The sequence below is a fragment of the Peribacillus sp. NPDC056705 genome (assembly GCF_043656335.1).
In genome coordinates this window covers 155,861-174,289 of sequence record NZ_JBHTYI010000005.1, presented here as the reverse complement: position 1 = coordinate 174,289, position 18,429 = coordinate 155,861, and the positions used below count along the sequence as shown (strand labels likewise).

Annotated in this window: 19 protein-coding genes; 15 read left to right on the top strand and 4 right to left on the bottom strand. The window is 39.8% G+C overall.

The window, feature by feature from the left end:
- Nucleotides 1-76 precede the first annotated feature (76 nt).
- Nucleotides 77-241, bottom strand: coding sequence for a hypothetical protein (locus tag ACFRAK_RS09300; protein WP_387706826.1), 165 nt, complete (start codon nt 239-241; stop codon nt 77-79).
- A 366-nt stretch (nt 242-607) separates the two neighbouring features.
- Between ACFRAK_RS09300 and ACFRAK_RS09295 the strand changes: the two genes are divergently transcribed.
- The 8 genes from ACFRAK_RS09295 to ACFRAK_RS09260 all read left to right on the top strand — a co-directional run bounded on the left by ACFRAK_RS09295 (nt 608) and on the right by ACFRAK_RS09260 (nt 9,421).
- Nucleotides 608-1,696, top strand: coding sequence for a type III polyketide synthase (locus ACFRAK_RS09295; RefSeq protein WP_387597493.1), 1,089 nt, complete (start codon nt 608-610; stop codon nt 1,694-1,696).
- The gene (locus tag ACFRAK_RS09290; protein ID WP_387597491.1) at nt 1,696-2,226 is read left to right on the top strand and encodes an isoprenylcysteine carboxyl methyltransferase family protein; all 531 of its coding nucleotides are present in this window, start codon (nt 1,696-1,698) and stop codon (nt 2,224-2,226) included. The genes ACFRAK_RS09295 and ACFRAK_RS09290 overlap by 1 nt, the downstream gene beginning before the upstream one ends.
- Before the next feature lie 150 nt (nt 2,227-2,376).
- Nucleotides 2,377-2,535, top strand: a complete 159-nt coding sequence (locus ACFRAK_RS09285; RefSeq protein WP_260285944.1) for a hypothetical protein — start codon at nt 2,377-2,379, stop codon at nt 2,533-2,535.
- Nucleotides 2,536-2,726: 191 nt separating this feature from the next.
- The gene (locus ACFRAK_RS09280) at nt 2,727-6,440 is read left to right on the top strand and encodes a dynamin family protein (protein WP_394571659.1); all 3,714 of its coding nucleotides are present in this window, start codon (nt 2,727-2,729) and stop codon (nt 6,438-6,440) included.
- A 16-nt stretch (nt 6,441-6,456) separates the two neighbouring features.
- Entirely contained in the window at nt 6,457-7,218 is a 762-nt protein-coding gene (locus ACFRAK_RS09275; RefSeq protein WP_394571658.1) for a nucleotidyltransferase domain-containing protein, read from the top strand.
- A 12-nt stretch (nt 7,219-7,230) separates the two neighbouring features.
- A complete protein-coding gene (locus ACFRAK_RS09270) occupies nt 7,231-8,058 on the top strand; it encodes a sulfurtransferase (RefSeq protein ID WP_394571656.1) in 828 nt (275 codons plus the stop codon).
- Between the two features lie 85 nt (nt 8,059-8,143).
- A complete protein-coding gene (locus tag ACFRAK_RS09265; RefSeq protein ID WP_387598195.1) occupies nt 8,144-9,019 on the top strand; it encodes a 5'-3' exonuclease in 876 nt (291 codons plus the stop codon).
- A 120-nt stretch (nt 9,020-9,139) separates the two neighbouring features.
- Nucleotides 9,140-9,421, top strand: a complete 282-nt coding sequence (locus tag ACFRAK_RS09260) for a DUF6123 family protein (RefSeq protein ID WP_228467451.1) — start codon at nt 9,140-9,142, stop codon at nt 9,419-9,421.
- Nucleotides 9,422-9,465: 44 nt separating this feature from the next.
- Here the strand turns inward: ACFRAK_RS09260 and ACFRAK_RS09255 are convergent, their stop codons facing one another.
- Nucleotides 9,466-10,374 carry a DMT family transporter gene (locus tag ACFRAK_RS09255; protein ID WP_387597478.1) on the bottom strand — a complete coding sequence of 303 codons (909 nt, stop codon included), beginning with the start codon at nt 10,372-10,374 and terminating at the stop codon, nt 9,466-9,468.
- Nucleotides 10,358-10,771, bottom strand: coding sequence for a reverse transcriptase-like protein (locus tag ACFRAK_RS09250; RefSeq protein WP_260285938.1), 414 nt, complete (start codon nt 10,769-10,771; stop codon nt 10,358-10,360). The genes ACFRAK_RS09255 and ACFRAK_RS09250 overlap by 17 nt, the downstream gene beginning before the upstream one ends.
- A gap of 220 nt (nt 10,772-10,991) precedes the next feature.
- On the opposite strand from ACFRAK_RS09250, the gene ACFRAK_RS09245 reads away from it, so the two are divergent.
- From ACFRAK_RS09245 to ACFRAK_RS09235, 3 genes are all read left to right on the top strand, one after another.
- Nucleotides 10,992-11,663 carry a reverse transcriptase-like protein gene (locus ACFRAK_RS09245; RefSeq protein WP_394571654.1) on the top strand — a complete coding sequence of 224 codons (672 nt, stop codon included), beginning with the start codon at nt 10,992-10,994 and terminating at the stop codon, nt 11,661-11,663.
- Between the two features lie 5 nt (nt 11,664-11,668).
- Nucleotides 11,669-11,854, top strand: a complete 186-nt coding sequence (locus ACFRAK_RS09240; RefSeq protein WP_387597471.1) for a zinc-finger domain-containing protein — start codon at nt 11,669-11,671, stop codon at nt 11,852-11,854.
- Nucleotides 11,855-11,938: 84 nt separating this feature from the next.
- A complete protein-coding gene (locus tag ACFRAK_RS09235) occupies nt 11,939-12,889 on the top strand; it encodes an HD-GYP domain-containing protein (protein WP_387597468.1) in 951 nt (316 codons plus the stop codon).
- 15 nt (nt 12,890-12,904) lie between these two features.
- On the opposite strand, the gene ACFRAK_RS09230 is transcribed toward ACFRAK_RS09235, so the two are convergent.
- Entirely contained in the window at nt 12,905-13,369 is a 465-nt protein-coding gene (locus ACFRAK_RS09230) for an RrF2 family transcriptional regulator (RefSeq protein WP_076365790.1), read from the bottom strand.
- Nucleotides 13,370-13,540: 171 nt separating this feature from the next.
- Here ACFRAK_RS09230 and hmpA point away from each other — a divergent pair, with 171 nt between their 5' ends.
- The 4 genes from hmpA (at nt 13,541) to ACFRAK_RS09210 (ending at nt 17,972) form a co-directional block, all read left to right on the top strand.
- Nucleotides 13,541-14,749 (top strand): NO-inducible flavohemoprotein, encoded by a 1,209-nt coding sequence (hmpA, locus tag ACFRAK_RS09225; protein ID WP_394571653.1) that lies wholly within the window; start codon nt 13,541-13,543, stop codon nt 14,747-14,749.
- A gap of 334 nt (nt 14,750-15,083) precedes the next feature.
- Nucleotides 15,084-16,172 (top strand): glutamate 5-kinase, encoded by a 1,089-nt coding sequence (gene proB / locus ACFRAK_RS09220; protein WP_387597461.1) that lies wholly within the window; start codon nt 15,084-15,086, stop codon nt 16,170-16,172.
- A gap of 37 nt (nt 16,173-16,209) precedes the next feature.
- Entirely contained in the window at nt 16,210-17,457 is a 1,248-nt protein-coding gene (locus tag ACFRAK_RS09215; protein ID WP_394571652.1) for a glutamate-5-semialdehyde dehydrogenase, read from the top strand.
- Nucleotides 17,458-17,537: 80 nt separating this feature from the next.
- Nucleotides 17,538-17,972, top strand: a complete 435-nt coding sequence (locus ACFRAK_RS09210) for a general stress protein (RefSeq protein ID WP_192205276.1) — start codon at nt 17,538-17,540, stop codon at nt 17,970-17,972.
- Nucleotides 17,973-18,429 lie beyond the last annotated feature (457 nt).

Here is an 18,429-nt window from a genome sequence, read left to right as displayed (position 1 = left end):
GATTTTAGGTAAGGGGGTTTAATATTTCATGATTACATTTCGATAATTAAGATGATAGGAAGGGTACCTACGCCCTTTAATGACATAGGTAAATGGATTGCTTCATGAACCCATACACTTTGGTATTGCCCACAAAAACGGTGGGTGGGGTACTATCATTAAATGCATCCCCGCCCGCTAACGAATTGGCGATATTCCCGGCAAGCATGTTGCCGAGCTCTGCTGCAAAAGATTCAAGCATCTCACCTTCTAACGTCAGTTTTCACCTAATTTGCTTATTATTCTCCCACGGATACCCTGTCATGCCAATAAGGACGCTTATCGATTCCTGTTCGAAAGGCCGTTTTATGAGGTACGGCTTTTAAATGTCGAAAAAGAAGAGAATAACGGACTTGAATAGTGATTATAGCGTTGATTTCATTTTCGTTCCTCCGCTAGTATCATCATGTTCTCTATGTTATCAATTTCTTAGTCTTTTTCATCTAGTTTTTTAAGAAAAAAGAAAAAATGTTCTGAACCGTCGATAAATATGACCGTTTATCGATATGGCATAATTGATATCTTGGTGGGTATATTAACCATATCATGAATAATAAGGGGTGCAATCATGCCGTATTTATTATCCGCATCACATATAAAGCTGCCACATTTACTTTCTCAGGAGAAAATCATGGAATTTTCGAGAGAAATATTTGGGGCCTCATTTAAGAATATAGAACGGTTACTTAAAGCCTTTAAGAATGGACAAGTGGAAAATCGATATTTTTCTAATGATCTTGATTGGTTTAAAGAGGATCATTCTTTTGCCGATCGGAATGATCTATATATTCAACAGGCGGTCAAGTTTGGGAAAGAAGCTATAGAAAAATGCTTAAGCAACACAGAATTTTTAAAAGAAGAACTGCAGGCAAACGAACTAGATGCTTTCTTCTATATCTCAAGCACGGGTATTGCTACCCCGACCATTGATGCAAGGATAATGAATGAACTTCCATTTAGCCCGCATGCTAAAAGGATTCCGATTTGGGGACTTGGCTGTGCAGGGGGAGCAAGTGGCCTATCGCGTGCATTTGAATATTGCCAAGCATACCCGACCGCGAAGGTCATTGTTTTATGTGTGGAGTTATGCAGTCTGACCTTTCAAAGGAATGATATCTCCAAAAGCAATTTAATTGGAACTTCTTTATTTTCTGATGGAGTAAGCTGTGTTTTGGTTTGCGGTGATAAGGTGCCTGATGCACACTTTTCCAAAAAAGCAAGACATCTGCAATTTTTGAATTCGCAATCCACGCTAATGCCGAATTCATTGGATGTAATGGGCTGGGATGTTAAAGATCAAGGGTTATATGTGATTTTTTCAAAAGATATCCCTACAATCATCAAAGATTGGCTTAAACCGAATGTTCAAGAGTTCCTAATGGAGAATGGATTGGATCTCAGGGATATAAAAGATTTCATTGCTCATCCTGGAGGCAAAAAAGTAATTGATGCTTATCACGATGCCCTCGGGTTCGATGAAAGCATGACGGCTGAGTCAATGAGCGTATTGAGGGAATTTGGCAATATGTCCTCAGCAACTATTTTGTACGTCCTGGAGAGGTTCATGCAGCGCGGCGGGAATATAAATGAGGTGGGCTTGGCTGCTGCATTGGGGCCTGGGTTTTCATCTGAACTTGTGTTAATGAGGTGGAAGTGATGATCTTTGCCATTTTCATTATCTTGATCGCTATACAGCGCATGTTTGAATTATATATCGCCAAACAAAATGAAAAACAGTTAAAGGCTGCCGGAGCAGTGGAATATGGTGAGTCCCATTACAGTTGGATGGTTCTAATGCACCTTAGTTTTTTTATTGTTCTCATTTTTGAAGTGACCGTGCTTGATAGGGATGTGGCTGGACTATGGCCAATTTGGCTGACCCTTTTTCTAATTGCACAGTCAGGCAGGATTTGGGTAATCCGTTCTTTGGGAAAACATTGGAATACAAAAATCATAGTGGTTCCTGATGCCGAGGTAGTCATTAATGGCCCTTATAAATATTTCAAACATCCGAACTATATCATAGTGGCAACTGAGATAATGGTTATTTCTTTATTATTCAATGCATATTATACCGCTATCATCTTTAGTTTATTGAATGTTTGGATGATGATGGTAAGAATCCCATTGGAAGAGAAAGCATTAAAGGCACATACGGAATATTCTACGGTTTTTAAGGGAAAATAATAAAAAATTTTAATTTCTTATTGAAAACGATTATCGTTCGTGATAAGATTCTAAATGAAGATGAAAATTATTCTCATTCGGATTTCGATAAATTCATTTTAATAACTAACAACTAAAAGCTAATCAATATATAAGAGGATGGTGTTGGTAATGGTTTGGGTATTCATTTTATTGACAATCGCTACATATGGTTTTGTGATGAAACATGTATTGAATAATATTCAAAAACCGGCAAAGGCAGTAAAGTCTTTTACCGAGTCACCAATGGAAAACCGAACTGCTTTTAACCCCGCCCCTACAACCAGGTAAACATCCTGGTTTTTTTTTTGCATTCAAAGTCAACATGAATCAAACTGCATGAATCCACCAATCGGTGGTTTTTTTTTGAACATGGCCAGTAATGAATCATATAGTAAAAATAAAGCTGATGGTATGAATAATAAACGAAATCGTTTACAATAAGAATATCAAAATGACGATAGATTAAGGGGTATGGATTCATGATTCAAGAAACATTAAAGCAACAGTCCAAATTGGGGATTTTGACTGCCATGTATGAGAAATTTCAATCGGCAGGTGATACAGGAAATGCCGATAAACTAAAACAGTTAATCATGAAAGTGAATAACGAAGAGTTCATCATTGCTTTTTGCGGGCATTTTTCAGCGGGGAAATCTAGTATGATCAACTTTTTCCTCGGTGATCAAGTATTGCCTTCAAGCCCTATTCCAACAAGTGCAAATACGGTAAAAGTCCAAAAAGGTGAAGACTATGCCAAAGTCTTTTACCATCATCAGCCACCAGTCCTATTTCCTGCACCATATGATTTTAAAGAGGTAAAGAAATTTGCCAAGGATGGAGATTCAGTATCGGCAATAACGATAAGTTCCAATGATTTTTCACTGCCGGATTCATGCGCAATCATGGATACGCCAGGAATTGATTCGACAGACGATGCACATAGAGTTTCTACGGAATCTGCTTTGCATCTAGCTGATGTAGTCTTCTATGTCATGGACTACAATCACGTTCAATCAGAAGTGAACTTCCTATTCACGAAAGAATTGTTAGAGGCTGAAAAACCGACATACTTAATTATCAATATGATCGATAAGCATGATGAGAACGAGCTTAGCTTTCAAGACTTCAAGCTTTCCGTCACTGAGGCATTTGCGAACTGGAATGTATACCCTGATGGTATTTTTTATACATCCGTAAGAGACTTGAACAATACCGAAAATGAAATAGAAGTGGTCAAGCAATTCATATCCGACATTGCGGGCAAAGGTCTAAATGATGGGAAAGATGCCATCATGCAATCGGCTAATGCCCTGGTCGAAAGGCATCTTAATTGGCTGAAAGAGCAGTATGAAGAGGAACACGCCGATGATTTTGAAGTATTATCAGAACTTCCATATGAAGAGCGAATCCACCTGACGAATCAGGTGGACAGCCTATTGAAAGAAAAAAAATCATTAACTGGACGAATAGAGGAAATCAAGGTCCAATATGCTGATGCATTAGAAACCATTTTGAAAGGTGCATACATCATGCCCGCTGCAACACGGGACCTAGGTAAATCTTTCTTGGAATCGGCTCAGCCTGACTTTAAAGTGGGTCTGTTATTTGCCAAGAAAAAAACGGATGCCGAACGTGAGGCACGTATCAATGCTTTCTTGACCGATTTACAAGAAAAGGTGAAGACCCAGCTTGAATGGCATCTTAAAGAACTAGCAGTTAAAACGCTTAATCAAGCGGAAATCCATGATTCAACACTTGAAAGTAAGGCACAGGCACTTCAAATCGAGGTATCGGAATCTTACATAAAAAACTCTTTGAAGTCTCAAGTCGATATTACTGGTGAATACGTTTTAAACTATACGAATGATTTGGCATCAGCCATCAAAAAGAAAGCACGTGATGTATCTGAAGGATTTTTGAATAATATGATTACCGTTATGGAAGGGATAGTGGAACAGCAGTCCATATCCATCGATAAGGAACTTGAAGGTTTTTCCGAATTTGCGGAAGCCCTTAAAGTTACTGCTGCGATGAATGCGGAAATCGAGTACCAAACGGAACGATTAGAGGCCATTGCTCATCAAACTGAATCATTAATCGATGAGCGTGATATCGATATGCTTTTAACCCAATGGAATGAAGAGGAAAAAAATATTACAGTCAAAATCATGAAAACCGCTAATGAAAGTAATTCAAGGTCCGTCAACGAACAAATTGTAACGGATCATGATAAAGAAAACAAGGAAGTTGAACATTCCGTGACTGTTTCTTCATCTGATGCTACTGATTTACGCGGAAAAGAAAAGCTGATGGAGACTGCAACGAGTTTACAACAGGCTGCCAAGCTAATTCAACCTTTGAGAGGGTTTCAATCTCTTTATAAAGAATTGAAAGAGAAGGCAAATCGCTTGGAACAGCAGACGTTCACTGTTGCGCTTTTCGGTGCATTCAGTGCGGGCAAATCTTCCTTTGCCAATGCGTTGATGGGGGAGAGCGTCCTTCCTGTTTCACCAAATCCAACAACTGCAGCAATCAACAAAATCATGTCTTCAGACGCTGAGCATCCACATGGAACGGCAACCGTCAAGCTAAAGACACAAGCGATGCTGTTGGAAGATGTAAGCCTGGCCTTGGCAGCCTTTGATAAATCGGCAAAAACGCTAGATGAAGCACTTCAACTGGCAGGACAAATCATTGCGAAGGCAGGGGAAGTTGATAAGGGGAAAACTCATTTATCCTTTCTAAGGGCTTTTCATCAAGGGCTGCCCGAGTACCAAAATGAATTGGGGAATGTCGTTACGGTAGATCTTGAAGGATTTAAACGTTTTGCTGCAGAAGAGTCCAAGTCATGTCTTGTAGATCTGATTGAACTGCGTTATGACTGTGAAATGACAAAGCAGGGGATGGTCCTTGTTGATACACCTGGGGCCGATTCAATAAATGCACGACATACAGGAGCAGCTTTCGAATATATTAAGAATTCGGATGCCATTCTATTTGTGACCTATTATAATCACCCATTTTCACGGGCAGACAGAGAGTTCTTGATACAACTTGGCCGTGTGAAAGATTCTTTCGCTATGGATAAGATGTTTTTCATCGTCAATGCCGTCGATCTGGCACAAACCACTGACGAATTGGACGAAGTGATGGATTATGTCACAGATCAATTGAATGGATTCGGAATCCGTTTTCCAAAACTGTTTCCGCTTACGAGTAAGGGAGCGTTGATGGAAAAACAAACGCCTGGTTCGTTTAAGCATTCGTTCCTTCCAAATAGCGGAATCTCGGAATTCCAAGGTCAATTCGATTCTTTCATAGAAAACGATTTAACGGGACTTGCAATTGAATCGGCTCAAGCGGCTGTAAAAAGAACGGAAGAGCTGCTACGAGATGTAATTACAGCTTCCAGGCAGGATGAGAAAGCGAAACGAAATGCCCTGGAAACCCTTTCTCATGAGGCACAGTCCATTTCGGCACTCCTCTCAGTCATTAAAGGGGATGCCGAAAAGCAACGTTTGAAAAAAGAGATAGACGAATTGACTTTTTATAGTAAACAACGGGTCTTCTTCCGGTTTAATGATTTCTTCAAAGAGTCGTTCAATCCGGCTGTTTTAAAAGATGATGGAGGCGATCTGAAAATTGTCCTCAAGCAATCTATGAAGAACTTATTGGATGCTTTAGGCTTTGACCTTGCCCAGGAAATGCGGGCAACGGCTTTAAGGACGGAAATGTTCGTAAATAAATTACTGAATGAGAAACAAAGCAGTTTGCTTTTGCAAATGCAAAAAATAAGAAGAAACCTTTCATTGCAGCCATATGAACCTAATGAGAGGGAGTCCCTTGAATTTACAGGAGCTTTTGCGCAATTAGATACGGGGGAATTCAAAAAGGAATTGGCATTATTTAAAAATCCAAAATCTTTCTTTGAAAAAAATGAAAAAGCGAAAATGAGCGAAGGTCTTCAGAAGCGTTTAGATGATCCTGCCCTTGTATATGTAAAAGAGCAGGGCGGACGGATTTTCGAAATGTATAATGAAGTCCTCAATCAAGAGTTACTTGAGATTCAAAAAGAGTTTAAGACGGAAATATCGGATATCTTTGCAGGTTTACGGGCAGCATTGGAGGAAACGGTAGATTTACCGTATTATGAAAATGCCGTAGCGGAATTGGCTAAAATGCATTCGAAATAGAAACGAGGTCTCGTTCATGAAAGAAAACCTTATTTCACGATTGAGATACCTGGAAAAGAAAGAAGATATCACCATTTTGATGGCTGCTGTTACTGGCAGCCATTCTTTTGGTTTATCATCAGGCCAATCAGATTACGATGTTCGGTTTATATATGTACATAATGATAAGCGGTCATACCTTAGCTTGAGTCAGCCAGTTGAAGTCATGCAAATGAAAGAAGACCTATTTGACATGGAAGGCTGGGATTTATTTAAATCTTCACGTCTTACCTTTAAGAGTAATCCTGCTCTATTTGAATTATTTCAGTCGCCAATCAAGTTGATTACGCATCCGGATTATTATAGGAAGATGAAGGATTTGATTGCTGATTGCTATTCCAAAAAGGCACTGGGCCACCATTACTATCGGATGATGATCGATAATCTTCAACTATTGACAAAAACAAGGGGATCCGAAAGAAAAGAACTAAAAACATGGGTACAAATATACCGTTCGTATTTAATCCTTGAATATATAATTCAACTGGGTTCGCTGCCACCTTTATCAGTATGGGAATTACTTGATTTGGTTTCAATTGATCAAGAATTGAAAACCAGGATTACCCGGATATTTAAAGCAAAACAAATGGAGGAATATATAAGCAACAATGAAAGTGAAAAGAATCTTTCGATAATAGAAGGGAAATCACTTTCCTTAAAGAATGAGATAACTAGGCTAAATCAGGGAAAGAAGATGGAAACGGAGCTTAATGAATTAATTTGGACCATTTTGGAATAGGGGGTTTTTTAGATGAGTTTAATAATTGAAAAAGAAGAGCTGTTGCCGAAGTTGAATTCTCAAGAGATCAGAATTTGTGACTGCCGCTTTCAGCTAGGCTCTCCTGATGCGGGGTATAATGAATACAAAAAAGACCATATTTCCGGCGCGGTTTATTTCGATCTTGAAAAGGACTTATCGGGGCAGGTTCAAGAACATGGCGGAAGACATCCTCTTCCTGACCTGGAAACCTTTAAAAATAAACTGGAATTAAACGGAATCACCAATGATACGGTACTTATTGCTTATGATGGCGGGGAAGGTTCTTTTGCTTCCAGGTTTGCCTGGCTGCTCAGCTACCTTGGGCATCGGAAAGTTTATGTTCTTAACGGGGGCTTTCGCGCCTGGAGGGATGAGGGCTATCCAATTGACTCGAATCAAACGAAATATATGCCAACAGAATATCATATCGATTTAAATGATTCCGTTTTTGCATCTTTTCAAACAGTGAAGGATTACACTATGAATAGGACTGACGATATCGTATTAATGGATTCAAGGGAATCTAAGCGCTACGAGGGAATCGAGGAGCCGATTGATAAAAAAGCCGGACATATACCTGGAGCAGTAAATAAGGTGTGGACAAACGTTCTGGAAAATGGCTATTTTAAAAAGAAGGAAGATCTTCAGTCAAATTTTTCAGACATCGGTAAAGATAAGGGAATTATTGTGTACTGCGGTTCAGGTGTAACGGCATCACCCAATTATATTGCCCTGAAAGAAGCGGGCTTTAAAGATGTGAAGATATATATTGGCAGTTACAGTGACTGGATCTCGTATGATGATAATCCAATTGAATAATATTTTTTCCAATTAAACGATCCTTAAAAAAGGGGACAGTTATGTTAAAATGGAAGTACATCATGATAGAGGTGATAATGTGTTAATGAAAGAAAACGAGCAGCATCCTTCCTTTATGCTTGTCGATGGGATGGCGCTTTTATTTAGAGCTTATTATGCAACGGCAGTTACTGGTCAATTCATGATTAACTCAAAAGGCATCCCGACTAATGCCGTTCAAGGTTTTTTGAAGCATATGCTGACGGCGGTGAATCACTTTTCACCTAGTCATGTCGCGGTGTGTTGGGATATGGGCAGCAAGACTTTCAGAAATGAATTATTTGATGGATACAAGGCCAATCGATCAGAAGCTCCAGTCGAAATGATCCCTCAATTCGACCTAGCGAAAAAAGCGGTTGAAGCATTTGATATCCCTAACATAGGGCTCTCCGGATATGAGGCGGATGACTGTATCGGGACAATTGCCAAGGCTTCTGCCCAACATAGCCGGGTGGGTATATTGACTGGCGATCAAGATATGCTTCAGTTAATAGATGAAAACATTTCCGTGTTATTGTTAAAAAAAGGATATGGTAATTATGAAGTTCATAATCCCGATAGCTTTTTTGAATGGAAAGGGATCACACCAAGACAAATGATCGATTTAAAAGCTTTAATGGGTGATACAGCTGATAACTATCCCGGAGTTAAAGGAATAGGTGAGAAGACAGCGTTGAAATTATTGATCCAGTATCAAAGTATCGAAGGGATTCTTGAAAATGTTGCTTCATTGACGAACGGGCAACGAGCTAAAATTGAATCCGCCGTCGATATGCTTCATTTATCCAGGAAGCTAGCAGAAATAAAATGTGATGTACCAATTTCTTGTTCTTTGGACGATGCGGTCTATCAGTATGATCGGGAGAAGGTCAAAAATCTGGCTAGTGATCATGAATTCAGGGCTTTACTGCGAATGATTTAATACAATAAGCGGAGCTTCCAATGGGAGCTCTTTTATTTTGTACGGTGATTTTTTTGTCGAAAAATGGATAGTCAAAATCTTTGATATACGGTAAGATGAAAATAAGGCATGAAGTATGGAGTGGATGCAGAAGTGGCGAAATCAACTGAAGAGTATGTTAGTTTTTTAGAGGGAAAAGGATTCACTTTTGGTAATGACGCTATTGGTTTTATTTATTTTGGCAAGCGGTACACGGATGCGAGTGATATTTTAGTCAATGCAGCAATAGAATTGACATTGAAGGTACAAAAGAACTTTGATGGCAGCTTTTATATCTCCTTTTTGGAAAACTTAAAACAAAACGGCATTGAAACGCGTAGTGCAGCGGTATCTTTTGCAAAAGAACAGGGGCTGCTTAAATAAATCGGACTTCGTAACTGGAAGTCCGATTTATTTTATTGGCCTTTTCATGTAAACTCCTGTGTCACGGTTTTCTTTTTCTTAACAGGCAGTTCAGCGAAGATCATCCCCAAGAATATGAATGCGCAGCCGATGATGGAGGCGGTAGTCAGTTTTTCCCCTATCAATATGTATGAAGATAACGCGGCAAAAACCGGTTCCATTGAAAAAATCAGCGCTACTCTTGTAGGTGTCGTATAGGCTTGGAAGAAGGTTTGTGCAAAAAAGGCGAACGCAGTGGCAAGGGCTGCCGTAACCAATAAAGCAGTCCATACGTCCTTTTGTAACATGACCTCTGAGCTGAAGATGACGGAATGATTCTCTTTAAAAATGAAGGCTGAAACAAATGATAATAAAGATACTGTGGAAACCTGAATCAGCGTCAATGGTAAAGCGGGTAAGGTCTTGGCATATTTAGCCGTTGTAATGATCTGCATGGCAAAACTGATTGCGCAAAAAAATACCAGTAAATCACCAATATTCAAATTGGAGCGGTCAGCGAAAGTCATTAAATAAAGCCCGATGGTTGCGGCTGCGACACCTATTATTGTATTGCGGGAAAGCCTATGTTTTAAAAGCAGCAGGGAAAACACGGGTACCATGACGACACTTAAACCTGTTATAAAGCCTGTCTTCGCAGGAGTTGTATAATTCAATCCGATCGTTTGAAGCCCATACCCCAAAAAAAGCCAAACCCCAATATGAAACCCAGCTATAAAAAGACCCTTGTTCCAAGTTTTCCCTTTTTTGTGTAAAGTCGATATATAAGGGATGAGCAAGAAAATGAAAGCCATGAAGAAACGGACCGCATTAAACGTGAAGGGGTCTAAAAAAGATAGGGCATTTTGAACCATGACAAAAGTGACGCCCCAAATAAATACAACGAATAGTAATGAAAAATCAGCTGTCTTGTTCATGATTTTCCTCGGAATTATTCATTCGAATGGCCCGTCTAGCCAACTCATCCGCGGACTTGTTTTCGAGATTTGGAATCCATTTCATGAAAAATAATTCAAGCTCATCGGAAAGCTTTAGCGCCCGTTCCAACAAAATGGCATACTTATTCTTTGCAAATCTTTTTTCAATGGCCCGGTTGATGGCTTGTGAGTCAGTACGAAAAGAAACGATTTGATACTTATTGGCTACACAAATTTCCAATGCTTTGATTAAAGCATGGTACTCCGCTTCATGGTTTTCCATATTACCAAGCGGAAAGGCATGCCGCTCGACCACACCATTATTATTTATGAAAACACCTGCGCCGCTCGGCCCTGGATTGCCTGCACTGGCACCATCAATATACACTTCGATCAAGATGTGCTCCTCCTCGAGTTTAACTGTCAATATGCTATTATAAAAAAACGTTTCATATAAAATAAGATTGAAACATGAGAATTTCAGGCTGATATGGGAACTATAATTAAAAAAGCGATACAAATGCTTACAATATATTATAAAGGGTAAGACGAAAAAAAGGTATGAAAATTGTAAGCTGTTCTGCATGAATGGTGAATGGATAAGGAGCTGGAAATCTTTGAAGGTAATTATGCAATGGACATATCATGCATCAAAAAAACCATCTGCCGATTTCGTTTCGGATTGGCTTGATGCCGGGGCTGCTCTGGTCATTACGGAAGATCTTGAAAAGGCAGGAAGGCTGAAGGAAGTGGAGTTCAAGGATGAATTCGATACAACCTGGACCAAGAAGGAACTAAAGAAGCTCCTGACGGAAGTGGAGGAAGAACCGCATGATGTGACTGTTTTTTTTGATGGCGGTTTTCAAAAAGGTGAAAAGGTGGCAGGAATCGGTGTTGCCATTTATTTTCGCCAAGGTAAGAAGTTCTGGCGGTTACGCACCAACTTGAAATTGGAGCAATTTGAATCCAATAATGAAGCGGAATATGCTGCCTTTCATGAAGCGGTCAGGCAGATGGACGAACTTGGAATCCACCATCAAAGTTGTGTCTTTAAAGGGGATTCCCTAGTTGTCTTAAATCAACTTTCCGGTGAATGGCCTTGCATGGAAGAAAACTTAAATAAATGGCTTGACCGCATTGAAGCGAAACTGGATAAATTAAAGATCATTCCGGTCTGCAAGCCAATTTCTCGAAAGGAAAACCAGGAAGCCGATCGCCTGGCAACACTTGCACTGCAGGGAAAAGCCATTTTCAGCAAAATGGAAATTGCTGAGTCAAAGGAGCCATAACAACAATGAACAGGAAAAAAATATATGAAGAAGTGGAAGATGTTCTCGCTTCGTTTTGTCAAGATTGTTTTTTAAGGAAGCATTTTCGAAAAGAGAAGGGGCGGACGTATGCCCATCAGTTCTGTATTTCAGAATGTACGGTTGGTGAAAAATTAAAACAGCTGGGCAATGAACTTATTGACCGATCTTAAGTCCCCCAAAATTGCTTTCATTATGACACAAGGCCATGAAGGATATGGTATCATAGGTAAAAAATAGAGAAAAGTGTGAGAGCAATGAAAAATAGAAGAGGGAAGATTAATAATAAAGCGAATACGCCTCTTACCATCCCTGAAAAAGGTGGATATTCATTAACGGAAAATCATGTACAGCCTAACGTAATGATTCATGAAAGAATCAACGAAGCTTCTCTTCAAATGAAAAACATTTTTCAAGATATACGTAAGGAAGGAAAAATACAGCTTGATAAGATTGAATTGATTAAAGCCGAAGTAGCACCTGTCATTACAGAAGCTGCAAAGAATCCTGATATTTATTACCTTTTCGATGAGATGCAAGCAAAAAACGAGTACACGTATAGTCATAATATCGGGGTCGGAATCATTGCCACTTATCTGGGGATGAAGCTTGGATTATCGAAAGAAAACCTCTCAGCCCTAACATTGGCAGCCACGCTGCATGATGTGGGTAAAATAAGGATTTCGGATAGTATATTGGAAAAACCGGGTAAACTGTCTGCGACAGAATATGAAGAAATGAAGCTCCATACCATTTATGGGTATGAATTACTTAAAAATATCCCTGGAATCCTTCCGTCGATTGCATTAACAGCCCTACAGCACCATGAACGGGAAGATGGGCAAGGCTATCCACTTGGACTGAAGGGGAATGATATCGATCATCATGCGAAAATCGTCGCAATAGCTGATGTTTTCCATGCGATGTCCTCAAATCGTGTATATCATCAGGCCATGCCGTTTTATAAGGTGATTGAACAAATGAACAGCGATATGTTCGGTAAATTCAATCCGGAAATCCTGTTGGGATTTGTAAATCGTTTAATGTCCACATTGGTCGGAAAAGAAGTCATCCTTACTAATGAACGAATCGGGACGATCGTTATGATCAATCCATACGATCCCCTTAAAGTTTTATTGAAAACCAGTACGGGGATCATGGATTTGCGAATGGAAAAGGAATGGCAGATCGAACGAATCATCGGTTAATGAAAAAGAGCCCGATCATAAAAAATCGGGCTCTTCGTCATTCTTTTTTACCGAATCGAAATAGGTTTTGAGCATCACTTTATTTTCGCTGAAGTCTGCAATCGTATATTGATCAAGGACCTTTAGAAAAGCATCCAAGGCATTATTAAGAACAAATTTCAATGAACAAACGGGAGAAATCACACAGTTATCGTGATCTTTAAAACATTCCACCAGATAAAAATCCTCCTCGGTTCGTCGTACAAGTTCCCCTACATTTATTTCAGCGGGTGATTTTGCAAGCCGAAATCCGCCATTTCTTCCACGAATCGTCTCGATATAGCCTAACTTTCCAAGATTATGAACAATCTTCATCAAATGATTTTTAGACAGTTGATAAACTTCAGAAATCTCTTTAATATTTGATAATTTGCTTTGGTCGTGGGAAGCCAGGTAAATCAACACTCTAAGTGAGTAATCGGAATAACTCGTCAACCTCATGTTTATCGCCTCACATTCTATCCCCATTTGACTATATCATAAATGTGAACATTTTATAAACATGAAAGCTTATACTTTGAAAAAGATGTATAAAATATATTGCTTTTAATGCAGTTAGGTTCTATTATAAACATGTATTTAAAATACTTGTTTATGAAGAGGGGTTTACCTATGCTATCCCAAAAAACTATTGATGTTATCAAATCAACTGTACCTGTATTAGAAGTGCATGGTACAACAATCACAACTGTATTCTATAAAAATCTTTTCGAAGCACATCCTGAATTATTAAATGTTTTTAATCACGCCAATCAAAAAAAGGGGCGTCAGCAAAATGCACTGGCCAACACAGTTTTGGCAGCAGCTAAATATATAGATCAACTCGAAACGATATTACCTGCCGTGAAGCAAATAGCACAAAAACACAGAAGTCTTGCCGTTAAAGCCGAACATTATCCTATTGTTGGAGAATTTCTATTAGGTGCAATCAAGGAAGTGTTGCAAGATTCAGCTACAGAAGAAATCCTCCAAGCTTGGGGAGAGGCCTATGGAGTCATTGCCGATGCTTTCATTAGCATCGAAAAGGAAATGTACGACGAAGCTTCCAATCAGGTCGGTGGATGGTCTGATTTCAAACGATTCACAGTGGCGGAAAAAGTACGGGAAAGTGACGTAATCACATCCTTTTATTTAAAACCTTCAGATGGAGAGAAGGTTCCATCATTTCTTCCTGGACAATATATTACCATTCGGATCGAGATACCGGGTGAACGCTATCTATTCAACCGTCAATATAGTTTGTCTGATGTTCCGGGAAAAGATTATTTCCGGATTTCCGTTAAAAAAGAAAAGCCGGGAACCTCTCCTGATGGAAGGGTCTCCAACTACTTGCATGAATCCATTCAGGTGGGTGACAGTATTGACGTAACGGCTCCTGCAGGTGATTTCACCATCGATTTGGAAAAACGAACACCGGCAGTATTCTTGAGCGGAGGCGTTGGCATAACACCTTTCATGAGTATGGTCCATGAGATAGCTGAACAAACACCCGAGCGTCATGTACAATTCATTCATGCTTCCGATAATGGTCGGTTACAGCCGTTCAGAATGGAACTGACAGAACTAGCCCAAAAGCTTACCAGCTATCAATTATCCTTTGTCTTTAAAAATCCGGGCCAGGATGATAAGAACCTGCCGAATTTTAAAAAGGCAGGGTATATCGATAAGGAATTATTGAGCGGTTTTGTTAAACCTGAAGCTGATTATTATGTGTGTGGCCCTGTTCCATTCATGAAGGCGATCATTACTTATTTAAAAGAGCTGGGGATAGATGCGGATAAAATCCACTATGAGTTCTTCGGCCCGGCAATCGCGTTATAAGGTTCATACATCGTAGGAATGTTATTGACATCAAGCAGATAATTTTGCATACTATATTAAAACAATGAACGTTGAGAGAAGATTAGTATGCGAGAATCACTGTGACAGAGAGCGGCGTCAATTGCTGGAAGACCCGCGACAGGAAAACGCAGAACCTGCTTCTTGAGTCCTATGCAAAACATAGGCGCAAATCCTGGCGTTATCAGGCAAAGTGGAATGCATGAACTTGCATTCAATGAAGGTGGTACCACGGAGAGCAGCCCTTTTCGTCCTTATTTCAAGGATGAAGAGGGCTTTTTTTCATGTCTTAGATATTTATTGGAGGAAGTAATCGATGGAAAAGAAACGCATCGTTGTAAAGATAGGAAGTAGTTCTTTGACCAACACAAAAGGTGAAATCGACCAAAATAAATTTTCCGATCATATCCAGGCAGTGGCAGCTTTAAGGAAAGCGGGACATGAAGTTGTCCTTGTTTCATCAGGTGCTGTAGCAACAGGTTTTCGCAAGCTCGGCTATCCTACGAGACCTGTCACTCTCAAGGGAAAACAAGCTGCTGCAGCGGTTGGGCAAAGCCTATTGATTCAATCATATATGGAACAATTAGGTCATTTTGGAATCGTTCCTGCGCAGATTTTGTTAACAAGGAAAGATTTCTCGAAAAAAGATAGATATAAAAATGCATATGCGACATTGATGGAATTGCTTGAACGCGGCATCCTTCCGATTATTAATGAAAATGATACAGTATCGGTCGAGGAGCTGACTTTTGGTGATAATGATATGCTATCCGCCTTAGTAAGCGGACTGGTCCACGCCACCAACCTGATCATATTAACGGACATTAATGGGCTCTATGATTCCAATCCACAGACAAATCCAGGGGCGAAACGATTTGATAAGCTAACCGAAGTAACAGCGGATTTATTGCAAATGGCAGAAGGTGCAGGATCCAATGTTGGAACCGGGGGGATGAAATCTAAGTTGATTGCAGCCCAAACTGCATTGTCTCTTGGGGTGAAAGTATTCATTGGTTCTGGTTATGGGAGTGATAAACTTCTAACCATCCTCGAAGGCAAAGGTGACGGCACGTATATTGGGAATGATGTCTTGATGACGGTAACGAAAAACAAACAATGGATATCCCTTCATTCACAAGTATCCGGGAAAATTTTCGTTGATGAAGGTGCCGAGAGGGCTTTAGTTTCAAATGGCAGCAGTCTGCTGCCAGCTGGAATTTACGAAATTAAAGGAGTCTTCAATAAGGGGGATGTTGTCGAAGTCTATGGTGCAAATGGATTATTGGGGCGGGGTGAGGTCCTATACTCCGACGAAGAATTAAAACAGGCGATGGGAAAGAGGACATCCGAGCTTGTGATCACTTCCATAGAAGTGATTCATCGCGATAAATGGGTGAAAGCATAAAAATCAATTTTTGTGAAGGAAAAGGGGGCATTTGAAAATGAATGAAGTGAAGGCGAAAGGAAAGACAGCCAAAGAAGCCAGTTATCAGTTAATAGGATTGAGTACGGAACAAAAGAACGAGGCACTTGGGAACATTGCTAAGCAACTTATTATCGATAAAGATTTCTTGATAGAAGAAAACCAAAAGGATCTGGAAGAAGGCAGGAAAAAAGGCTTCAGTGAGTCTACATTGGATAGAATTATGTTAAATGCTAACCGTATTGATGACATGGCTGAGGCCATTATGCTTTTAATCGAATTAAATGATCCAGTTGGGGAACAATTGGAGACGATCGAAAAAGAGAATGGTTTATTGATTAAAAAGTTACGGGTGCCGATCGGTGTAATCGGGATGATTTATGAAGCCAGGCCTAACGTGACCATCGATGCAGCTACATTGTCCTTGAAAACGGGGAATGCCGTTATATTAAGAGGCAGCTCGTCAGCCAAAAACTCCAATATGGCTCTAGTATCATCCATTCATAAGGCATTGGAGTATACGGAAATTCCTGTAGAAGCTGTTCAGTTGATCGAGGATACGAGTCGAGAAACCGCTAAGGAACTTTTTCATCTTAATGAGTATTTAGATGTTTTGATTCCACGAGGCGGAAAGAATTTAATTGAAACGGTCATTAAGGAGTCCACTGTTCCGGTTCTTGAAACAGGAGCAGGCAATTGCCATATCTTCATCGATGAGACCGCAGATATCACGATTGTCGAGAAAATTGTCTTAAACGGTAAAACTCAGCGTCCATCCGTATGCAATGCTATCGAGGGGCTTCTGATTCATGAAAAATGGTTTGAAGAAAACGGAGTGCGTATTTTGGAACTCCTGGACGAAAAGGGTATTGAAATATATGGGGATGAAGCGGTTTGCAGCTCCTTTCCAAGAGCCAAAACGGCTACGGAGGAAGATTGGTCAACGGAGTACCTGGCTTTAAAAATCAGCGTGAAAACTGTCAAAGGTGTATTCGATGCGATTGAACATATTAACCGATACGGTACCAAGCATTCTGAAGCAATCCTGACGAGGGATGAACAAAACGCTTCCGCATTTTTGAATAAAGTAGATGCCGCAGCAGTTTATCACAATGCTTCCACCCGTTTTACCGATGGCTTTGAATTTGGTTATGGTGCAGAAATCGGCATTTCGACACAAAAGCTGCATGCACGTGGACCAATGGGTTTACCTGCCTTAACATCAAGCAAGTACTTCATTTACGGCCAGGGGCAAATCCGGGAATGAAATTCATTTCCTTCATGGAAGGTTATTAAAACTCAATTAAGGGTATTGTATAATACATTACTTTTAAAGGAGCAGATACCATGGACAAGAGGTTTATAGCAATATATGAAAATGCAAATGAAGCGATTTCAGCAGTGGAAAACCTAAAGACACAAGGATATACATCCAATCAAATATCAGTAGTGGCAAAAAACATTGATCAATTACCCAGTGAAGCCGAGGAAGTCGCCCCGGCAAAGACTGATGGATTAGTAGCTGGGGCAGCAGCCGGCGGAGCTGTCGGATTAACAGGCCTGCTAATTGGAATGAGTGCATTGGCCGTACCAGGAATTGGTCCGATATTGGCAGCAGGACCTATTTTCGCAACTTTTGGCGGAGCCGCTGCCGGGGCAGCATCGGGAGCAGGCGGATTGAGAAAGCCATTATTGGATATTGGACTAGAGGAATCCGAAGTCGATCAATATGTGGAGGATATTAAAGCAGGGAAAATCCTTGTCATCGCCGATCCTTTTTAAGTCCGTAAGTAAAACCACCTTGAATGTTATAAAGTTTGATAACTGCTAGAATGCCCGCAAAAAATAAAAATTTATTAAAAACCCCGTTCAGGATTTCTTGAACGGGGTTAATATGTTTGTAGACTAATTTTATTGTCTGTACCGATAAAATCAAAAGGAATTCCACATTTGTATGAAGAATAAAAGGAATATAGTCCTGTTACAGAGAAAGGAAGGGGAATTATGGAAAAAAGTAGATGATCATGCCGCTTTAAGAAATTAAAAAGGATTTTTCATGATGATTTTCACCTAAAGAATCATTATACTGATGTTAATGTTAAAAGTATATTCCAGTGATGAAAAAAAAGTTTTAATGGTGATGACCTGAATGACCATATTAAATACCAATCGAAATCCTTATGATGAAAAAACCCACGATAACAGGGTTTTTTATTTTTCAAAGTCATTAATAAAGTGA